17 protein-coding genes and 1 tRNA gene are annotated in these 15,145 nt (G+C 67.9%); 15 read left to right on the plus strand and 3 right to left on the minus strand.

Annotated features, from left to right (window positions below):
• Window positions 1-58 precede the first annotated feature (58 nt).
• The 6 genes from DTQ71_RS00305 (at window position 59) to DTQ71_RS00330 (ending at window position 5,241) form a co-directional block, all read left to right on the plus strand.
• The gene (locus DTQ71_RS00305) at window positions 59-532 is read left to right on the plus strand and encodes a hypothetical protein (protein ID WP_109562304.1); all 474 of its coding nucleotides are present in this window, start codon (window positions 59-61) and stop codon (window positions 530-532) included.
• Between the two features lie 10 nt (window positions 533-542).
• Window positions 543-1,199 carry a hypothetical protein gene (locus DTQ71_RS00310; RefSeq protein WP_109562305.1) on the plus strand — a complete coding sequence of 219 codons (657 nt, stop codon included), beginning with the start codon at window positions 543-545 and terminating at the stop codon, window positions 1,197-1,199.
• 69 nt (window positions 1,200-1,268) lie between these two features.
• On the plus strand, window positions 1,269-2,018 hold the full coding sequence (locus DTQ71_RS00315) for a gamma-glutamylcyclotransferase (RefSeq protein ID WP_109562306.1): 750 nt from the start codon (window positions 1,269-1,271) through the stop codon (window positions 2,016-2,018).
• Complete coding sequence (locus tag DTQ71_RS00320) at window positions 2,015-3,073, plus strand: dipeptidase (RefSeq protein WP_109562307.1); 1,059 nt, start codon at window positions 2,015-2,017, stop codon at window positions 3,071-3,073. The genes DTQ71_RS00315 and DTQ71_RS00320 overlap by 4 nt, the downstream gene beginning before the upstream one ends.
• Window positions 3,070-3,822, plus strand: a complete 753-nt coding sequence (locus tag DTQ71_RS00325) for a gamma-glutamylcyclotransferase (RefSeq protein WP_109562308.1) — start codon at window positions 3,070-3,072, stop codon at window positions 3,820-3,822. The genes DTQ71_RS00320 and DTQ71_RS00325 overlap by 4 nt, the downstream gene beginning before the upstream one ends.
• 213 nt (window positions 3,823-4,035) lie before the next feature.
• Window positions 4,036-5,241: a hypothetical protein gene (locus DTQ71_RS00330; RefSeq protein ID WP_109562309.1), complete on the plus strand. Its 1,206-nt coding sequence runs from the start codon at window positions 4,036-4,038 to the stop codon at window positions 5,239-5,241.
• A 219-nt stretch (window positions 5,242-5,460) separates the two neighbouring features.
• On the opposite strand, the gene DTQ71_RS00335 is transcribed toward DTQ71_RS00330, so the two are convergent.
• Window positions 5,461-5,536 (minus strand) — tRNA-Lys (locus DTQ71_RS00335).
• 81 nt (window positions 5,537-5,617) lie between these two features.
• On the opposite strand from DTQ71_RS00335, the gene dapF reads away from it, so the two are divergent.
• From dapF to DTQ71_RS00350, 3 genes are all read left to right on the plus strand, one after another.
• Window positions 5,618-6,430 carry a diaminopimelate epimerase gene (gene dapF, locus DTQ71_RS00340; RefSeq protein ID WP_245947127.1) on the plus strand — a complete coding sequence of 271 codons (813 nt, stop codon included), beginning with the start codon at window positions 5,618-5,620 and terminating at the stop codon, window positions 6,428-6,430.
• A complete protein-coding gene (gene mtaB / locus DTQ71_RS00345) occupies window positions 6,423-7,721 on the plus strand; it encodes a tRNA (N(6)-L-threonylcarbamoyladenosine(37)-C(2))-methylthiotransferase MtaB (protein ID WP_109562311.1) in 1,299 nt (432 codons plus the stop codon). The genes dapF and mtaB overlap by 8 nt, the downstream gene beginning before the upstream one ends.
• Before the next feature lie 71 nt (window positions 7,722-7,792).
• A complete protein-coding gene (locus DTQ71_RS00350; protein ID WP_109562312.1) occupies window positions 7,793-8,302 on the plus strand; it encodes a fasciclin domain-containing protein in 510 nt (169 codons plus the stop codon).
• 18 nt (window positions 8,303-8,320) lie between these two features.
• Here the strand turns inward: DTQ71_RS00350 and DTQ71_RS00355 are convergent, their stop codons facing one another.
• Both DTQ71_RS00355 and DTQ71_RS00360 read right to left on the minus strand, forming a co-directional pair.
• On the minus strand, window positions 8,321-9,241 hold the full coding sequence (locus DTQ71_RS00355) for a DMT family transporter (RefSeq protein ID WP_109562313.1): 921 nt from the start codon (window positions 9,239-9,241) through the stop codon (window positions 8,321-8,323).
• Window positions 9,242-9,310: 69 nt separating this feature from the next.
• Window positions 9,311-10,342, minus strand: coding sequence for a sodium:calcium antiporter (locus tag DTQ71_RS00360; RefSeq protein WP_109562314.1), 1,032 nt, complete (start codon window positions 10,340-10,342; stop codon window positions 9,311-9,313).
• A 47-nt stretch (window positions 10,343-10,389) separates the two neighbouring features.
• Here DTQ71_RS00360 and DTQ71_RS00365 point away from each other — a divergent pair, with 47 nt between their 5' ends.
• From DTQ71_RS00365 to DTQ71_RS00390, 6 genes are all read left to right on the plus strand, one after another.
• Window positions 10,390-10,995: an FMN-binding negative transcriptional regulator gene (locus tag DTQ71_RS00365; protein ID WP_109562315.1), complete on the plus strand. Its 606-nt coding sequence runs from the start codon at window positions 10,390-10,392 to the stop codon at window positions 10,993-10,995.
• Between the two features lie 77 nt (window positions 10,996-11,072).
• Window positions 11,073-11,672 carry a glutathione S-transferase gene (locus tag DTQ71_RS00370; RefSeq protein ID WP_109562316.1) on the plus strand — a complete coding sequence of 200 codons (600 nt, stop codon included), beginning with the start codon at window positions 11,073-11,075 and terminating at the stop codon, window positions 11,670-11,672.
• Entirely contained in the window at window positions 11,669-12,088 is a 420-nt protein-coding gene (locus DTQ71_RS00375) for a GNAT family N-acetyltransferase (protein ID WP_109562317.1), read from the plus strand. The genes DTQ71_RS00370 and DTQ71_RS00375 overlap by 4 nt, the downstream gene beginning before the upstream one ends.
• Window positions 12,089-12,381: 293 nt before the next feature.
• A complete protein-coding gene (gene petA / locus DTQ71_RS00380) occupies window positions 12,382-12,948 on the plus strand; it encodes a ubiquinol-cytochrome c reductase iron-sulfur subunit (protein WP_109562318.1) in 567 nt (188 codons plus the stop codon).
• Window positions 12,949-12,960: 12 nt separating this feature from the next.
• Complete coding sequence (locus DTQ71_RS00385) at window positions 12,961-14,316, plus strand: cytochrome b (protein ID WP_109562319.1); 1,356 nt, start codon at window positions 12,961-12,963, stop codon at window positions 14,314-14,316.
• Between the two features lie 8 nt (window positions 14,317-14,324).
• On the plus strand, window positions 14,325-15,125 hold the full coding sequence (locus DTQ71_RS00390; RefSeq protein ID WP_109562320.1) for a cytochrome c1: 801 nt from the start codon (window positions 14,325-14,327) through the stop codon (window positions 15,123-15,125).
• The last annotated feature ends 20 nt before the right edge of the window (window positions 15,126-15,145 follow it).

Genomic DNA, 15,145 nt, shown 5'->3' on the forward strand with positions numbered 1-15,145 from the left:
ACGTAATGCAATGCGCTCCCGCCAGAGCGACGCCCCAGGACATGCGACGGAGACGATCATGGCGCAGATCATCCAGCTTGTCGTCATCGCTCTGGCCACGCTCGGCATGGGCGCGGCGACGATGACCGTGATGAAGGAAGACGTTCCGGATCTTCAGGTGCCCGACGGTCCGTGGACGGCAAGCGGCGCGCTCGATGGCCGCGCCTTCGAGATCGTCGGAAAGGATACCGAAAGCGGCGCGGTCCTCGAAAATCGCATCACGTTCCGGGACGGCGCCTTCCAATCCGCGGACTGTCAGGATTACTGCGATTTCGGCTGGTCCACATATGAGACCAAGACAATCGACGGCGTGATCCATTTCACCGTGCGGACTCTGTGCCCGGACGCGCCGCACACGGTGGTGTGGTACGGGAAGGTCGAGGGCGACGCTGTCGCGCTCGATCTGACATGGACCACCCGCCGCTGGTATTGGACCAACCAGATCATCGCCACGGCAACCGGCACGCGCGTCACGGAGATCGCGGAGGGATGAGGTCCGCATCTTGAAAGCCTCTGGCCCGTCACCGGCGACCCTCATCTTCCGGGTGGCGATCCTGGTCGCGATTCTCCTGCTTGCCACATGGGCCGCGCACGAGATCCGCGACGCGCTGAACCTGCAAATCAGACCCGACAACGAGCAGCAGGTGCACCGCGCGATCATGCTCGGCGCGGTGGCCTATATCGGTTTACTGGCGCTGCCCTTCGTGCCGGGCGCGGAAATCGGGCTGGCGATGTTGGCCGCCTTCGGCCCCGCCATCGCGCCGCTGATCTATGTCTGCACCGTCGCCTCGATGAGCTTGGCCTATGCCATCGGGCGCTTTCTGCCCATCGGCGCGCTGGAGCGTCTGCTGTCCCTGCTGCGCATGCGCCGCGCCGCTGCCCTGGTCGCCCGCGCCGCGCCGCTCTCGCAGGAGGAGAGGCTGGCCCTTCTGCTGGAGGGGCGGTCCAAGCGCGCGCTCGGTCTGGCGCTGCGCTACCGACATGTCGCGCTCGCCCTCGCGGTGAACACGCCGGGCAACTCGCTCATCGGGGGCGGCGGAGGGATCATGATGATGGCGGGGCTGAGCGGGATCTTCTCGCCCCTGTCGACCTTCCTGACGGTCGCACTCGCCGTCTCTCCGGTGCCGTTGGCGGTGATGTTTCTCGGGCTGCGGTTTTGAGAGGCACTCGGAGGGACGCCGGGGCGCCGAATATGCTATCCAGCCATCACACCGCCATGGAGCGCCGATTTGCCCGACATCACCGACCCCTTCGCCCACCACCCCGAATTGCGCGACCGCATCAAGGATGCGGAAACCTCCTACTTTCGGACTTTCAGCATCGCCACGATGCTCGCACAGCATCCGCATCTGGAGGTGTTTCTGCCCTGGACGCATTCGGACGAAGCGCGCGAAGCGATCCGGGCGGAGGCTCTGGCCGGGCATGATGGCGATCTTTGGGTCTTCGCCTACGGCTCGCTGATGTGGGATCCGGCGCTCCGCTTCGCCGAGGTCCGGAGGGCCTATGCGCCCGAGCATGAGCGGCGCTTCATTCTGTTCGACGACAAGGGCGGGCGCGGCTCACCCGAGGCGCCGGGGCTGATGGCGGCGCTCGACCTCGGGGATGGCTGCGAGGGGCTCGCCTATCGGATCAGGGCCGCCGACGTGGACAGAGAGACCGAGATCCTCTTTCGGCGCGAGGTGATCGCCCCGGGCTATATCCCGACCTTCATCCCGTTGCGGATGGGCGAGCAAGACGCCTTGGCCCTGACCTTCCTCGCGGATCACGACGATCCCGACATCCGCGGCGACATCACCCGGGACGAGCAGATCCGCTACATCGCCACCGGTGCGGGCGTGCTCGGCACCAGCCGGGACTACCTCGCGAATATCGTCGATCACTTCGCCCATCTCGGCATCACGGACGCGCACTGCGAGGATCTCTGGCGCGCGGTCGAGGACTATCCCGCCGCCCGACCCAACAAAGAGACAGCCCGATGACCATCCCTTTCTTCGACGGACATAACGACTTTCTGTTGCGGCTGATGAAGACCCCCGCCCCACGGGAGGAGACCTGGCTGGGCAACACGGGCCGTGGCCATCTCGACCTCGCCCGGATGAAGGAGGCGGGATTCGCGGGCGGGCTCTTCGCGATCTTCGTGCCGCCCGTGTCCAGCGGCCCCCCGCCCGACTTCAAGGCGCTGATGGCCGATCCGCCCTATTCCCTGCCGATGCCGCCAGAGATGACCCATGCCCAGGCGCAGCCCGATGCGCTGACGATGGCCGGGCTGCTGCACTGGATGGAACGCGCGGCGCCGGACGATTTCCGCGTCTGCCGCTCCGTTGCCGAGATCCGCGCGGCCATGGCCGAGGATGTCATCGCCGGCGTCATGCACATGGAAGGCGCCGAGGCCATCGGCCCCGATCTCGACGCACTCTATCTGTTCCACGACATGGGCCTGCGCTCGCTGGGACCGGTCTGGAGCCGGACGACGGCCTTCGGCCATGGCGTGCCGATGGCCTTTCCCGGCGGACCCGATATCGGACCCGGCCTGACCGAGACGGGCTGCGACCTCGTCCGGCTCTGCGACGAACTCGGCATCCTGATCGACCTCTCGCACCTGAACGAGAAAGGCTTCGATGACGTCGCCCGCGTCTCCTCCGCGCCGCTCGTCGCCACCCATTCGAACGCGCACGCGCTCTGCGACAGCCCGCGCAACCTGACCGACCGGCAGCTGCACATGATCCGCGAGCGCGGCGGCATGGTCGGGTTCAATTTCGCGACCTTCTACCTGAACGCGGATGGCACGGCCGATCCCGGCACGTCCTGGGACGTGATGCTGCGCCATCTCGACCACCTCATCTCCGAAGTTGGAGAGGACCATGTCGGGCTCGGCTCGGATTTCGACGGATGCGTGCTGCCCGACCTGATCGGCGACGTGACCGGCGTGCCGCGCCTCTTCGAGGCGATGGCGGCGCATGGCTACGACGCGCCGTTGATCGCGAAACTCGCGCGCGAGAACTGGCTCGCCTGTCTGGAAAGGTGCCTGACATGACCCCCGACACGAAGGATCATCCGATCCCGCCGCTGAGCCTCACACGCGCGCTTGTCGACCGCCTGCCGCCCCGGACGGACGAGCGCGGCCCCATCCTGGTCGCAGACCCGGAGCCGGGTTTCGAAGACCGGGTCGCGGCGGAGATCCTGAAAGACTGGAGCGATCCGCCCGGCACCGTCTGGGTGTTCGCGGCAGGCTCGCTCATCTGGAACCCGCGCATGGAGGTCGCCGAGCGTCGGACGGCCCATCTGACAGGCTGGCGTCGGGCGTTCTGCATTTCGGACCGCCGCTTCCGGGGCTCGCCCTCGGCGCCGGGGCTGATGATGTCGGTCGATCGCGGGGGAAGCTGCACGGGCGTCGTCCTGCGGATGGATACGGGCGACGACGCCCACGCGGCCCTGGTCAGCCTGCTTCAGAAGGAACCGCCGCTTCCGCCCCAGCGCGTGGTCGCAGAAACCGAGTCCGGCCCGGTGAAGGCGATCCTCTTCGCCATCGACCCTGCCTTTCCGATCTATCGGCCCGAGCCGGAGATCGAGGAACTCGCGGATATCCTCGCCTCCTCGGTCGGGCATATCGGAACGATGGCAGAATATCTGTTGAACACGGTCATCGAGCTGGAACGGGCCGGCATCCACGACCCGCATCTCTGGCACGTCCAGGAGATGGTGGCCGAGCGGCTGAGCCGTTTGCCGGAAGCCGGCACCCGACACGGCATAGCTGGCAGCGCCCCCTCCAGGGCGGGGGCATGACGCGCGGAACAGCGATCCCCCGGTCACGTCTGGATGGATCGGGGAACACGATATCTCCGTGCCGATGCCGCGACGGAGGACTCCGGGTCTCAATCGCCCGTTGAGGCCGGTCGAACCGGGATTTGACCGCGATCAGTGCTTCCCCCTGTCCAGGTCTCGATACTGACCCCGAATTGCCCCCTTTGCCGGGCGCGCCTTACCGGAGGAGACCCCATGACCTTACGCGCATTTCTGAGCGCCGCTTTGCTGGCCTCCCAGCCCGCGATTGCCGAAGAGCTCATCCTGGACACGAAACAGAGCCTGACATCTCTGGAAATCAGTCTGGCGGCCATCGACTCGCCCCGCGCCGTAGATAGGTTTGCGCTTGGGGCGGTCGGGTTTCTTCGCGCAATCGAGGTGTCCCTTCAGGAGCGCTACCGCACCAATGCCGCACTTGGCTATGGCATGATCGGTATTCCCGTCCTGCGGCTGCCGGTCCCGCCAAATCCAGCCCCCGAGCCATTCACCCCGGACTTCGTCACGTCCCTCTTCGCGGATGTCGACAGTGCCATGGATCGGACCCGCACGCATCTCGACGGCGCCGCCTTGGAGCCTGATGACAAGCTCGTTATCGACATCGCCGCGCTTTGGTTCGATGTCGATGGCGATGGCGCACGCGGTGTCGGCGAAGGCGCCCTGGAGGTGGCTGCCGCCGCGGTAGGAGATCCGGTGACCGATTTCGACGCCGGTCTTCCAACCGAAGGGCTGATCGTTCATTTCGACGCAGCCGATGCCGAGTGGCTTGCGGCCTATACCCACCTTCTGTCGGCAGTTTCGCAAGTGGTTATGGCCTTCGATCCGACCGACGTGATCGCCGAAGTCATGACCAGCACCGCGAAGATGGCCGACATCCAGGCTGGACTGCCGCCGACGAGAGGCTGGTTCACCGGAGAAGAAGCGTTCGTGGATGCGTTCGCGACCGTTTACGGCGCTCTGAACCGCGTTCCCGCAAAAGAGAACATCGGAGCCGCCCGCGACCATCTTCTTGAAATGATCGACCGGAACCGGGCGTTCTGGGCGCTCGTCGATGCGGAAACCGACAATGCGTTCGAGTGGATTCCCAATGAATCGCAAGAGGCGTCGCTCGGCTTTGCCCTGCCGCCAGAAACCAGCGCCGTCTGGAGGGGGGTTCTGGCCGATGCCGAGGCCGTCCTTAAGGGAGAGCTTCTCGTCCCTCACTGGCGGATAAGCCCGGGCGGCGGGATCAATGTGGCGAAGATGGTGGTCGATCCCCCTGCGTTCGATCTCGTGACCTGGATCCAGGGATCGGGCCTCACACCCTACATGGAGCCGGGGCCTCAGGTGACTTGGGAGAGCTACGCCCGCTTCACGGCGATGTTCAGGGGGGAGGCGGTCCTGTTCATGGTCTTGCTCAACTAGGTGAGGCGACCAAGCGGTGCGGCAGGTAGTCCGCCTCCCGCCAGTCACGATGGCCGGCACCCACGGCAGGCAAACCCCTTTGCCGCCGCGACCGGCAGCCCCACCGGCTCCAGAGGCAAACGATGCGCTTCCACGAGGCCCGTGCTGCGACCGCGACCCGATCATGCCGCATGAACGGGCACCGGACTGCCACCAAAACAACGATCTGAGGGAGTGTTTTGGTGAGCCGACAGGGGCTCGAACCCTGGACCTACTGATTAAAAGTCAGTTGCTCTACCAACTGAGCTATCGGCTCTCCGAGGGCGCACCTATCGCCGTGTCCGCGCGCCGTCAAGCAGGCCTTTCAAAATGATCGGCGCGGTCGTATCTGGCGCGGATGACGCACCAAGACCGAGATGGCCTGCCGTTCATGAAGATGCACGGTCTGGGCAACGACTTCGTCGTGATCGACGCGCGCGCGGGCGGCCGCGCGGTCGATGCCGATCTCGCGCGCGCGATGGGGGACCGGCATAGGGGCGTGGGCTTCGACCAGCTCGCCGTGATCCGGGATCACGACGCGGCGGATGTCGAGCTTCTGTTCTGGAATTCCGACGGCTCGACCGCGGGGGCCTGCGGCAACGCCACCCGCTGCATCGCCGCCTGGGAGATGGCGCGCCGGGGGGTCGGCACATTGACCCTGCGGACCGAGCGGGGGGGTCTTCAGGCACGGGCCGAGGGCGCGCTGACCTCGGTCAACATGGGCCCGCCGATCCTCGACTGGCGCGAGATCCCGTTGGCGCGGGAGGTCTGCACCCTGCATCTGCCCGTGCCCGGCGACCCGGCGGCGACCGGCATGGGCAACCCGCACATGACCTTCTTCGTCCCGGATGCCGAGGCGGTCGATCTGGCCAGCTTCGGCCCCGCGCATGAGCACCATCCCCTCTACCCCGAGCGGACCAACGTCCAGGTGGCCAGCCTCATCGCGCCCGAGCGGCTGCGCATGCGCGTCTGGGAGCGGGGGGCGGGGATCACGCTGGCCTCCGGCTCCTCCTCCTGCGCGGTGGCGGTCGCGGCGGCGCGGCGGGGAATCACCGGGCGGCGGGTGACGCTGGTTCTGGACGGGGGCGAGATCGCCATCGACTGGCGCGAGGACGGGGTCTGGATGACCGGGCCGACGGCCCATGTCTTCGACGGGGTGTGGCATGGCTGACGATCCCACCCTGCGCGAGGGGGCGCCGATCCTGTCGAACCACGGCTGCCGGCTGAACGCCTACGAGGCGGAGGCGATGCGCGAACTGGCGCAGGGGGCGGGCGTCAAGAACGCCGTCATCGTCAATACCTGCGCCGTCACCCAACAGGCGGTGCGCAAGGCCCGTCAGGACATCCGGCGCCTGCGCCGCGAAAATCCCGACGCGACCGTGATCGTCACCGGCTGCGCCGCCCAAACCGATCCCACAAGCTTCGCCACCATGGCGGAGGTCGACCACGTCATCGGCAACAGCGAGAAGATGCGGCCCGCGACCTGGGCCGGGCTGGCCACCGGCGGCACCGAGCCGGTGCAGGTCGATGACATCATGTCCGTGACCGAGACGGCGGGGCATCTGATCGACGGGTTCGGCACCCGCTCCCGCGCCTATGTTCAGGTGCAGAACGGCTGCGACCACCGCTGCACCTTCTGCATCATTCCCTATGGCCGCGGGAACAGCCGCTCGGTGCCCGCCGGCGTGGTGGTGGATCAGATCAACCGGCTCGTGGCGAAGGGCTTCCGGGAGGTCGTGCTGACCGGGGTGGACCTGACCTCCTGGGGGGCGGATCTTCCGGGGCGGCCGCCTCTGGGCGATCTGGTCGCGCGCATTCTGCGGCTGACCGACGTGGCGCGGCTGCGAATCAGCTCGATCGATTCGATCGAGGTGGACGAGGCTCTGATGCGCTGCATCGCCGAGGAGCCGCGGCTGATGCCCCATCTGCACCTGTCGCTGCAACATGGCGCCGACCTGATCCTCAAGCGCATGAAGCGCCGCCACCTGCGGGACGACGCCATCCGCTTCTGCACTGAGGCGCGGGCGCTGCGGCCCAACATGACCTTCGGCGCCGACATCATCGCGGGCTTCCCGACCGAGACGGACGCGCATTTCGACGATTCGCTCCGCCTGGTGGAGGAGTGCGACCTGACCTGGCTCCACGTCTTCCCCTATTCCGCGCGCCAGGGCACGCCCGCCGCGCGGATGCCGCAGCTCGACGGCCGCACGATCCGCGACCGCGCCGCGCGCCTGCGGGCCGCCGGAGAGGCGGCCGTGGCGCGTCATCTCGCGGCTCAAGTCGGGAAGGACCATCAGGTTCTCATGGAGAGCCCCCGCATGGGCCGGACGGAGCAATTCGCCGAGGTCCGGTTCGAGACCGATCAGCCGGAGGGACAGATCGTCCGCGCGCGCGTCGGGGCGGTGCGCGGCGATGCCTTGCTGGCGGAGCCGTCTCACGGAGGCGTGATCGCCGCCGAATGATCCGCGCCGGTGGGGGGCGGCGTAGCCCGGGCATGTCATCTGAACCGATGGCCGCTGACGGGAGACACAACATGACCCTCATCATCGACCGCCGCCGCGCGCTGACACTGGGCGCGGGGCTTGCCGCGACGGGCCTTCTCGCGGGCTGCGCGACCTCCGCCTCGGACGGCCCCGCCGACATCGTCGACACCGCCGTGGCCGCGGGCTCCTTCACGACACTAGTCGCCGCCATTCAGGCCGCCGGGCTGGTCGAGACGCTGAAGGGCCCGGGCCCTTTCACTGTCTTCGCGCCGACCGACGCCGCCTTCGCGGCGCTACCCGAGGCCACGCTGGACGACCTCTTGCTGCCCGAGAACCGCGACACGCTGACCGCGATCCTGACCTATCACGTGGCACCCGCGAATTATCCGGCCGCCTCGCTGCTAGGCACGCGGGGCGCGATCCCCACGGTGAACGGCCAGCCGCTGCATGTGGACGGCCGCGGCGAAGGAGTGCAGGTGGAGGGCGCGACGGTGACGACGCCGGACGTCTTTGCATCGAACGGCGTGATCCACGTCATCGACACCGTCCTGCTGCCCTGACCTTCGGCGCCGCGCCCGTCACTTGAGACGGAAGAACGTGCCCTCCGGGCGCGGCGTCCAGGCCGAGAGCCCCCCGGCCCCGACGATCAGCGCGATGCCAAGCCAAGCCCAGGGCCCCGGCAGGCTCGCGAAAAGCAGGAAGTCCAGCGCCACCGCGAAGACGAGGCCGCTATAGTCATAGGCCGCCAGCACGCCGATCGGCGCGCGCCGCGCGGCCTCGGTCGCGGCGATATGCGTCGCCGCCCCGAACACGGCCGCCGCCCCCAGCCAGGCCCAGAGCGTGGGCGTCATCGCCGTCCACCCCGTCACCAGGGTCGCCGCCAGCCCCACGCCGCTGGCGATCACGGCAAAGGTCAGCGCGATGGACGCCGTCGTCTCGGTCAGCGTCATCCGCCGGATCCAGACCCGGAGCACCGCCATCAGCGCCGCCGAGGCGAGCCCAGCCAGCATGCCCGACAGCTCCGCCGCGCCCCAGTCCGGGTTGGCCGCCGTGGTGTAGAGCATCGCGATCATCCCCGCGAAACCCAAGCTGACGGCCAGCACCGCCTTCACGCTCAGCCGCTCCCCCAGGATCACCACCGCCGCCGGCACCGCCAGGATCGGCGCGAGATAGGAGATCGTCTGCGCATGGGCGACGGGCAGCTGGCCCAGCGCGTAGAAGTTCAGGATCATCACCGTGCCGCCCAGCAGGCCGCGCACCAGATGCGCCCTGGGCGTGCTGGGGCGCAGGGCGCTGAGCGGCCCGGTCAGCCAGAACCACAGGATCAGGAACGGGATCGAGAGCGCCGCGCGCATCAGCACGACCTGCCCGGTCGTGGCGCCCGCCTTGCTGGCGCCGTGGATGCAGATCCCGATGCCCGTGGCGAGGCCCGCCGCCAGGACGCGTAGAACGATGGCCGACCGGATGCGGTCGGGCGGGAAGGCGAGGGCTTCGGCCATGGCGCGAAGTTGCGCCTGTGCGCGCGGCTGCGCAAGCTTGGCGGCGGCGCAAACCCGTCCTTGCAGGCCTCACATCAGCGTGGCCTGCGCCCCCGCCGCGCCGAGATACAGCGCGATCAGCGTCACCGTCTCGACCCCTATGCCGCCGGGCCCACGCTTCTGCCGCCGGATCAGCCCGGCGGTCAGCACGCCCGTCATCGCGAGCCCGGTCGCGAGCCAGAACAGGTCCGCCGGCCCCATCGCCGCAAAGATCGCCCCCTCGCGGTAGAAGCCGTCCGAGACGACCAAGAACATCGTATCGAAGGTGTTACCGCCGATGATCCCGCCCACCGCCAGTTGCAGCGCCTCGCGCCGCACCGCGGCCACGGTGGTCACGAGTTCGGGCAGGGAGGTCACGGCTGCGGTGCCCAGCGCCCCCACCAGCGACGAGGACAGGCCCAGCCGGGTCACGCCGACCGCCGCCGCCTGCGCGATGGTCCAGCCCGCGACGCCCAGGATCGCCGCCAGCAAGGCAAAGATCAGCGCGGGGCCCAGCACCGCGCGCCCGGCCTCCTCCGGGTCTTCGGGGGCGTCCTCGCGAGTCTCCGGGGTGCGGACCGGCTCCCACATCGGCTGTTCGCGCACGCGCGCGGTCACGTGGACACCGTAGAGATAGGCGCCCGCCATCAGCACGCTGATCGGATGCACCCCCAGCACCGAGACGGCGGGCAGCGCGAAGGCCAGGATCGGCATCGTCAGCAGCGTCATCAGCAGCGCCGCCTGAAACAGGTTGGCGGGCTCGGCGGCGGCATGCTCCAGATTGGCCTTGCGGAAGGTCAGATCGGCCGCCGCCAGAAAAGCGGTCTGCGCCGCGATCCCGCCCACGCCGTTGGAGATCGCAAGGCTCGCATCGCCGGACCACGCCGCCGTCGCCGAGACGGTCAGGCCCGAAAGCGAGGTCGCCGCGCCCAGCAGCAAGCCGCCGGCAAGGGCCTCGCCCATGCCGGTGCGGTCCGCGATCATGTCGGCCAGCCGCGTGATCCGCAGCGAGACAAGGAACACCACGACCGCGGCGGCCAGGAAGACGGCGACGACGAGTGGGGTTGAGAGGTTTGTAAGCATACGATTCCTTCGTTGCGAGAAACCTGGCCTTGCGGCAGATCGGACGAATGCACCCGAACTCCGCATTCCGCCGCGTCCCCGAGTCGCGCAGCCTGGACTTCGTCCGCGCCCGGTCTTTCGGCGCCCTGGTCGTGAACGCGCCGGACGGGCCGCTGGTTTCCCATGTGCCATTCCTGCTGTCAGAGGACGCGGCCAGTGCCGACCTGCATCTCGTCCGCTCCAACCCGATCCTGAGCGCGACGCCCTGCGCCGCGGTGATCGCCGTGACCGGGCCGGACGGCTATCTCTCGCCGGACTGGTACGAGGTGCCCGACCAGGTGCCGACCTGGAACTACGTCGCCGTCCACCTGCGCGGGCGGCTCGTGCGCCTGCCGCAAGAGGCGATGCACGAGATGCTCGACCGCCAAAGCGCCGGGTTCGAGACGCGGCTGGCCGGCAAGACGCCCTGGACCACCGACAAGATGACCCCCGAGGTTCTGGAGCGGATGATGCGTCAGATCGTGCCCTGCCGACTGGAAGGGATCGAACTCCAGGCCACCTGGAAGCTGAGCCAGAACAAGCCCGACGATGTCCGCCTACGCGCCGCGGAGGCCGTCACGGGGGGCGTGGGCAGCGAACTGGCCGCCCTCGCCGCGCTGATGCGGGGCGGATGACGGCCGCGCCGCCACCCGCGCTTCCCTCTGGCGGACCCGCCCGCTAGCTTCGCCGCACCGCATAACCGGAGACCGAAATGCAGCTTCTCAGCTCCCCCGCTTCCCCCTTCGTGCGCAAGTGCCGCGTCACCCTGCTGGAGCTCGGGCTCACCGATGTCGAGGTCCGCGACGTCAAGGCCAACCCAATGGGCGGCGACCCGGACCTGAATGCGGCCAACCCCTCGGGCAAGATCCCCTGCCTTCTCCGCGACGATGGCCCGGCGCTCTATGACAGCCGCGTCATCACCCGGTTCCTGGACGCCCATGCGGGCGGCTCGCTCTATCCCGAAAGCCGCGTCTGGGAGGTTCTCGCGCTTGAGGCCAATGCCGACGCCATCGTGGAGGCAGCGCTCTCCATCGTCTACGAAAAGCGCCTGCGCCCCGAGGAGAAATGGTTCGAGCCGCTGATGGAGGCGCAATGGACCAAGGTCGAGCGCTCGCTTGACGCGGCCGAGGCGCGGTCCATGCCCCTGCTGGAAGGACCGCTGAACGCCGCGCAGATCGCCATGGGCTGCGCCCTCGGATATCTGGACTTCCGCCTTGGGGATCGCGACTGGCGGACGACGCGCCCGGTGCTGGCCGCCTGGTACGAAAAGTTCGCGGCGCGCCCCTCCATGGAGGCAACGCGCCCCGCATGAGCCTGACCATCGCGCGCACGACCGATCTGGCCGCCCCGCTGGAGATTCGCGCCCGCGTGTTCATGGACGAACAGGGCGTCAGCCTCGCCGATGAGATCGACGGGGCCGACCCGGACTGCCTGCACTGGCTGGCCAGCGACGCGCAGGGCCCGGTGGCGACCCTGCGCGTCCTGCCGATGGGCCCGGTCGCCAAGATCCAGCGCGTCGCCGTCCTGCCCCGCGCCCGGCGGACGGGCCTGGGCAGCGCCCTGATGCGGCAGGTAATGCGGGAATTGCGGGCGATGGGGTTCGAGACCGCCCTTCTGGGCGCGCAAACCGAGGCGATGGCCTTCTACGAGCGGCTGGGTTTTGCCGCGCATGGGCCGGTCTATGACGATGCGGGCATCCCGCATCGGGACATGTCGCGAGCTCTCTGAGCGCCGCGCCCCAAGGCCGGGGCACCGATCGCCGCCCCTGCGCGGCCCCGTCGGCGCGGCGCCGCGACCGGCCGTCGCGCAGCGCTGGACTCGGCCATCGCGCGCGCCAATTTCACCGCCAAGGGCCGATTTTGCGCTTTTCAGAGGCGGAAAACCGGCCCCTGCGGTCGATTGTCCGCTGGAACTCGGCCCCCCGATCGGAGTATGTGGCCCCGAATGCGGGCCCGACTTCCGCGGGTCCGGTATGATCCACGGGCCGTCCGGCCCACCCAACGGAATGGGAGACGCCTCACGTGGCACATGCAGACGAACATCACGAAGGTACGCGCCGCGACTTCCTCTACTACGCGACCGCGGGTGCGGGCGTCGTCGTGACGGGCGCGGCTGTCTGGCCGCTCATCAACCAGATGAACCCCTCGGCGGACGTCCGGGCGCTGGCCTCCATCGACGTGGACGTCTCCGGCGTCGCGCCGGGCACGCAGATCACGGCGCTCTGGCTGGGCAAGCCGGTCTTCATCCGGCACCGCACCGAGGAAGAGATCGCCGCCGCGCGCGCCGAGATCGACATCGACAGCCTGCCCGACCCGCTGGCCAACAACGAGAACATCGACGGCTCCGCCCCCGCGACCGACGAGAATCGGGCGATCGGCGAGAACGGCGAGTGGCTCGTGCAGATGGGCGTCTGCACCCATCTGGGTTGTGTGCCCCTGGGCGACGGTGCCGGTGATTTCGGCGGCTGGTTCTGCCCCTGCCACGGCTCTCATTATGACGCCTCGGGCCGCATCCGCCGGGGCCCCGCCCCGCGCAATCTGCCGATTCCCCCCGTCGCCTTCGACGGGACGACCGTAACCCTGGGCTGAGGAGAGACGAGAATGTCTGGTATTCCCCACGACACCTACGAGCCGTCCACGAAGGGCGAGAAGTGGGTGGAGAGCCGGCTGCCGATCATCGGTCTGCTCTATAATACCCTGATGATCCCGACCCCCAAGAACCTCAACTGGATGTGGATCTGGGGCATCGTTCTGACCTTCACGCTGGTTCTGCAAATCGTCACCGGCATCATCCTGGTGATGCACTACACGCCGCATGTCGACATGGCCTTCGCCTCGGTCGAGCACATCATGCGGAACGTCAACGGCGGCTGGGCCCTGCGCTACATCCACATGAACGGCGCCTCGCTGTTCTTCATCGCGGTCTACGCCCATATCTTCCGCAACCTCTACTACGGCTCCTACAAGGCCCCGCGGGAGCTGACCTGGATCCTCGGCATCGTCATCTACCTGCTGATGATGGGCACCGCCTTCATGGGCTACGTGCTGCCCTGGGGTCAGATGTCCTTCTGGGGCGCGACCGTGATCACCGGCCTCTTCGGCGCCATCCCCTTCGTGGGAGAGCCGCTCCAGGCCTGGCTGCTGGGCGGACCCGCGGTCGGCAACGCGACGCTGAACCGCTTCTTCTCGCTGCACTACCTGATGCCGTTCCTGATCCTGGGCCTCACCATCGTGAAGATCTGGGCGTTCCACCACACAGGCAACAACAACCCGACCGGGGTCGAAGTGCGCCGCACCTCCAAGGCCGAAGCCGACGCGGACACGCTGCCGTTCTGGCCCTATTTCGTGATCAAGGACCTGTTCGCGCTGGCCGTGATCCTGCTGGCTTTCTTCGCCGTGGTTGGCTTCATGCCGAACTATCTCGGCCACCCGGACAACTACATCGAGGCGAACGCCCTGGCGACGCCCGCGCATATCGTCCCGGAATGGTACTTCCTGCCCTTCTACGCGATCCTGCGCGCCTTCACCTCCGACGTCTGGATCGTGATGTTCTTCAGCTGGATCTCCGGCGGCATCATCGACGCGAAGTTCTTTGGCGTGCTGGCCATGTTCGGCGCGATCGCGGTCATGGCCTTCGCGCCCTGGCTCGACACGTCGTCGGTCCGCTCCGGCCGCTACCGCCCGATGTTCAAGTGGTGGTTCTGGCTGCTGGTCGCTGACTTCTTCTTCCTGATGTGGCTCGGCTCCATGCCGGCCGAAGAGCCCTGGGCTTCGCTCTCGCTGCTCGGCTCGACCTACTGGTTCGCCTATTTCCTGGTGATCCTGCCGCTGCTCGGCGTCTTCGAGAAGCCGCTGCCACGTCCGGCGACTATCGAGGAGGAGTTCAACGCCCATTACGGTGCCGGCGGCTCGGGCATGTCCCTGCCGGGCGAAAAGTCGGCCACGCCGGCGGAGTGAGGAAACAGATGAACATCTTCACCAAATCCCTTGCGGTCCTGGCCCTCTCGGCGAGCCAAGCGCTCGCCGCGGGGAGCGCGGGAGAAGTCACGAACTTCGACTTCCCCTTCGAGGGCCTCACCGGCACCTACGACCAGAACCAGCTGCAGCGCGGTCTGAAGGTCTACACTCAGATCTGCTCGTCCTGCCACGGCCTGAAATACGTCCCCTTCCGCACCCTCGCGGATGAGGGCGGACCGGGCTTCAGCGAAGACCAGATGAAGGCCTACACCGCGACCTACGAGGTCTGGGATCCCACGCTGAACTTCGGCGAAGGCGACTTCCGCCCCGCGGTGCCCACCGACCATTTCCCAGCGGTGACCGCGGTCGGCGCGCCGGATCTGTCGATGATGGCCAAGGCGCGCGCGGGTTTCAGTGGTCCCTACAACCTGGGCATCAACCAGTTCTTCAAAGGCATGGGCGGCCCGGAATACATCGCCTCCCTGCTGACCGGCTATACCGGCGAAGAGCAGGAAGTGGCGGGTACCATTCTCTATGAGAACAAAGCCTTCCCGGGCGGCTGGATCTCGATGGCGCCGGTCCTTTATGGCGACGATGTCCAGTTCGACGACGGCGCGCCCACAGATATAGAGTCGATCGCCAAGGACGTCTCCGCCTTCCTCATGTGGACGGCCGAGCCCAAGCTGGCGGCCCGCAAGCAGATGGGCCTGACGGCCGTGATCATGCTGACGGTTCTGTCGGTGCTGCTTTACCTGACCAACAAGCGCATCTGGGCGCCGGTCAAGGCCGGTCGCAAGTCGGAAGCCTGATCTCCGAGCAACGCTTCGGC

The sequence above is a fragment of the Jannaschia seohaensis genome, from assembly GCF_900116765.1.
GTDB lineage: Bacteria > Pseudomonadota > Alphaproteobacteria > Rhodobacterales > Rhodobacteraceae > Jannaschia > Jannaschia seohaensis.

Bases quoted from the DNA above. Each gene is read 5' to 3' on its own strand.
- DTQ71_RS00305 (WP_109562304.1), top strand. From the start codon at position 59: ATGGCGCAGATCATCCAGCTTGTCGTCATCGCTCTGGCCACGCTCGGC.
- DTQ71_RS00320 (WP_109562307.1), top strand. From the start codon at position 2,015: ATGACCATCCCTTTCTTCGACGGACATAACGACTTTCTGTTGCGGCTG.
- DTQ71_RS00325 (WP_109562308.1), top strand. From the start codon at position 3,070: ATGACCCCCGACACGAAGGATCATCCGATCCCGCCGCTGAGCCTCACA.
- DTQ71_RS00330 (WP_109562309.1), top strand. From the start codon at position 4,036: ATGACCTTACGCGCATTTCTGAGCGCCGCTTTGCTGGCCTCCCAGCCC.
- dapF (WP_245947127.1), top strand. From the start codon at position 5,618: ATGACGCACCAAGACCGAGATGGCCTGCCGTTCATGAAGATGCACGGT.
- mtaB (WP_109562311.1), top strand. From the start codon at position 6,423: ATGGCTGACGATCCCACCCTGCGCGAGGGGGCGCCGATCCTGTCGAAC.
- DTQ71_RS00350 (WP_109562312.1), top strand. From the start codon at position 7,793: ATGACCCTCATCATCGACCGCCGCCGCGCGCTGACACTGGGCGCGGGG.
- DTQ71_RS00355 (WP_109562313.1), bottom strand. From the start codon at position 9,241: ATGGCCGAAGCCCTCGCCTTCCCGCCCGACCGCATCCGGTCGGCCATC.
- DTQ71_RS00360 (WP_109562314.1), bottom strand. From the start codon at position 10,342: ATGCTTACAAACCTCTCAACCCCACTCGTCGTCGCCGTCTTCCTGGCC.
- DTQ71_RS00365 (WP_109562315.1), top strand. From the start codon at position 10,390: ATGCACCCGAACTCCGCATTCCGCCGCGTCCCCGAGTCGCGCAGCCTG.
- DTQ71_RS00370 (WP_109562316.1), top strand. From the start codon at position 11,073: ATGCAGCTTCTCAGCTCCCCCGCTTCCCCCTTCGTGCGCAAGTGCCGC.
- DTQ71_RS00375 (WP_109562317.1), top strand. From the start codon at position 11,669: ATGAGCCTGACCATCGCGCGCACGACCGATCTGGCCGCCCCGCTGGAG.
- DTQ71_RS00385 (WP_109562319.1), top strand. From the start codon at position 12,961: ATGTCTGGTATTCCCCACGACACCTACGAGCCGTCCACGAAGGGCGAG.
- DTQ71_RS00390 (WP_109562320.1), top strand. From the start codon at position 14,325: ATGAACATCTTCACCAAATCCCTTGCGGTCCTGGCCCTCTCGGCGAGC.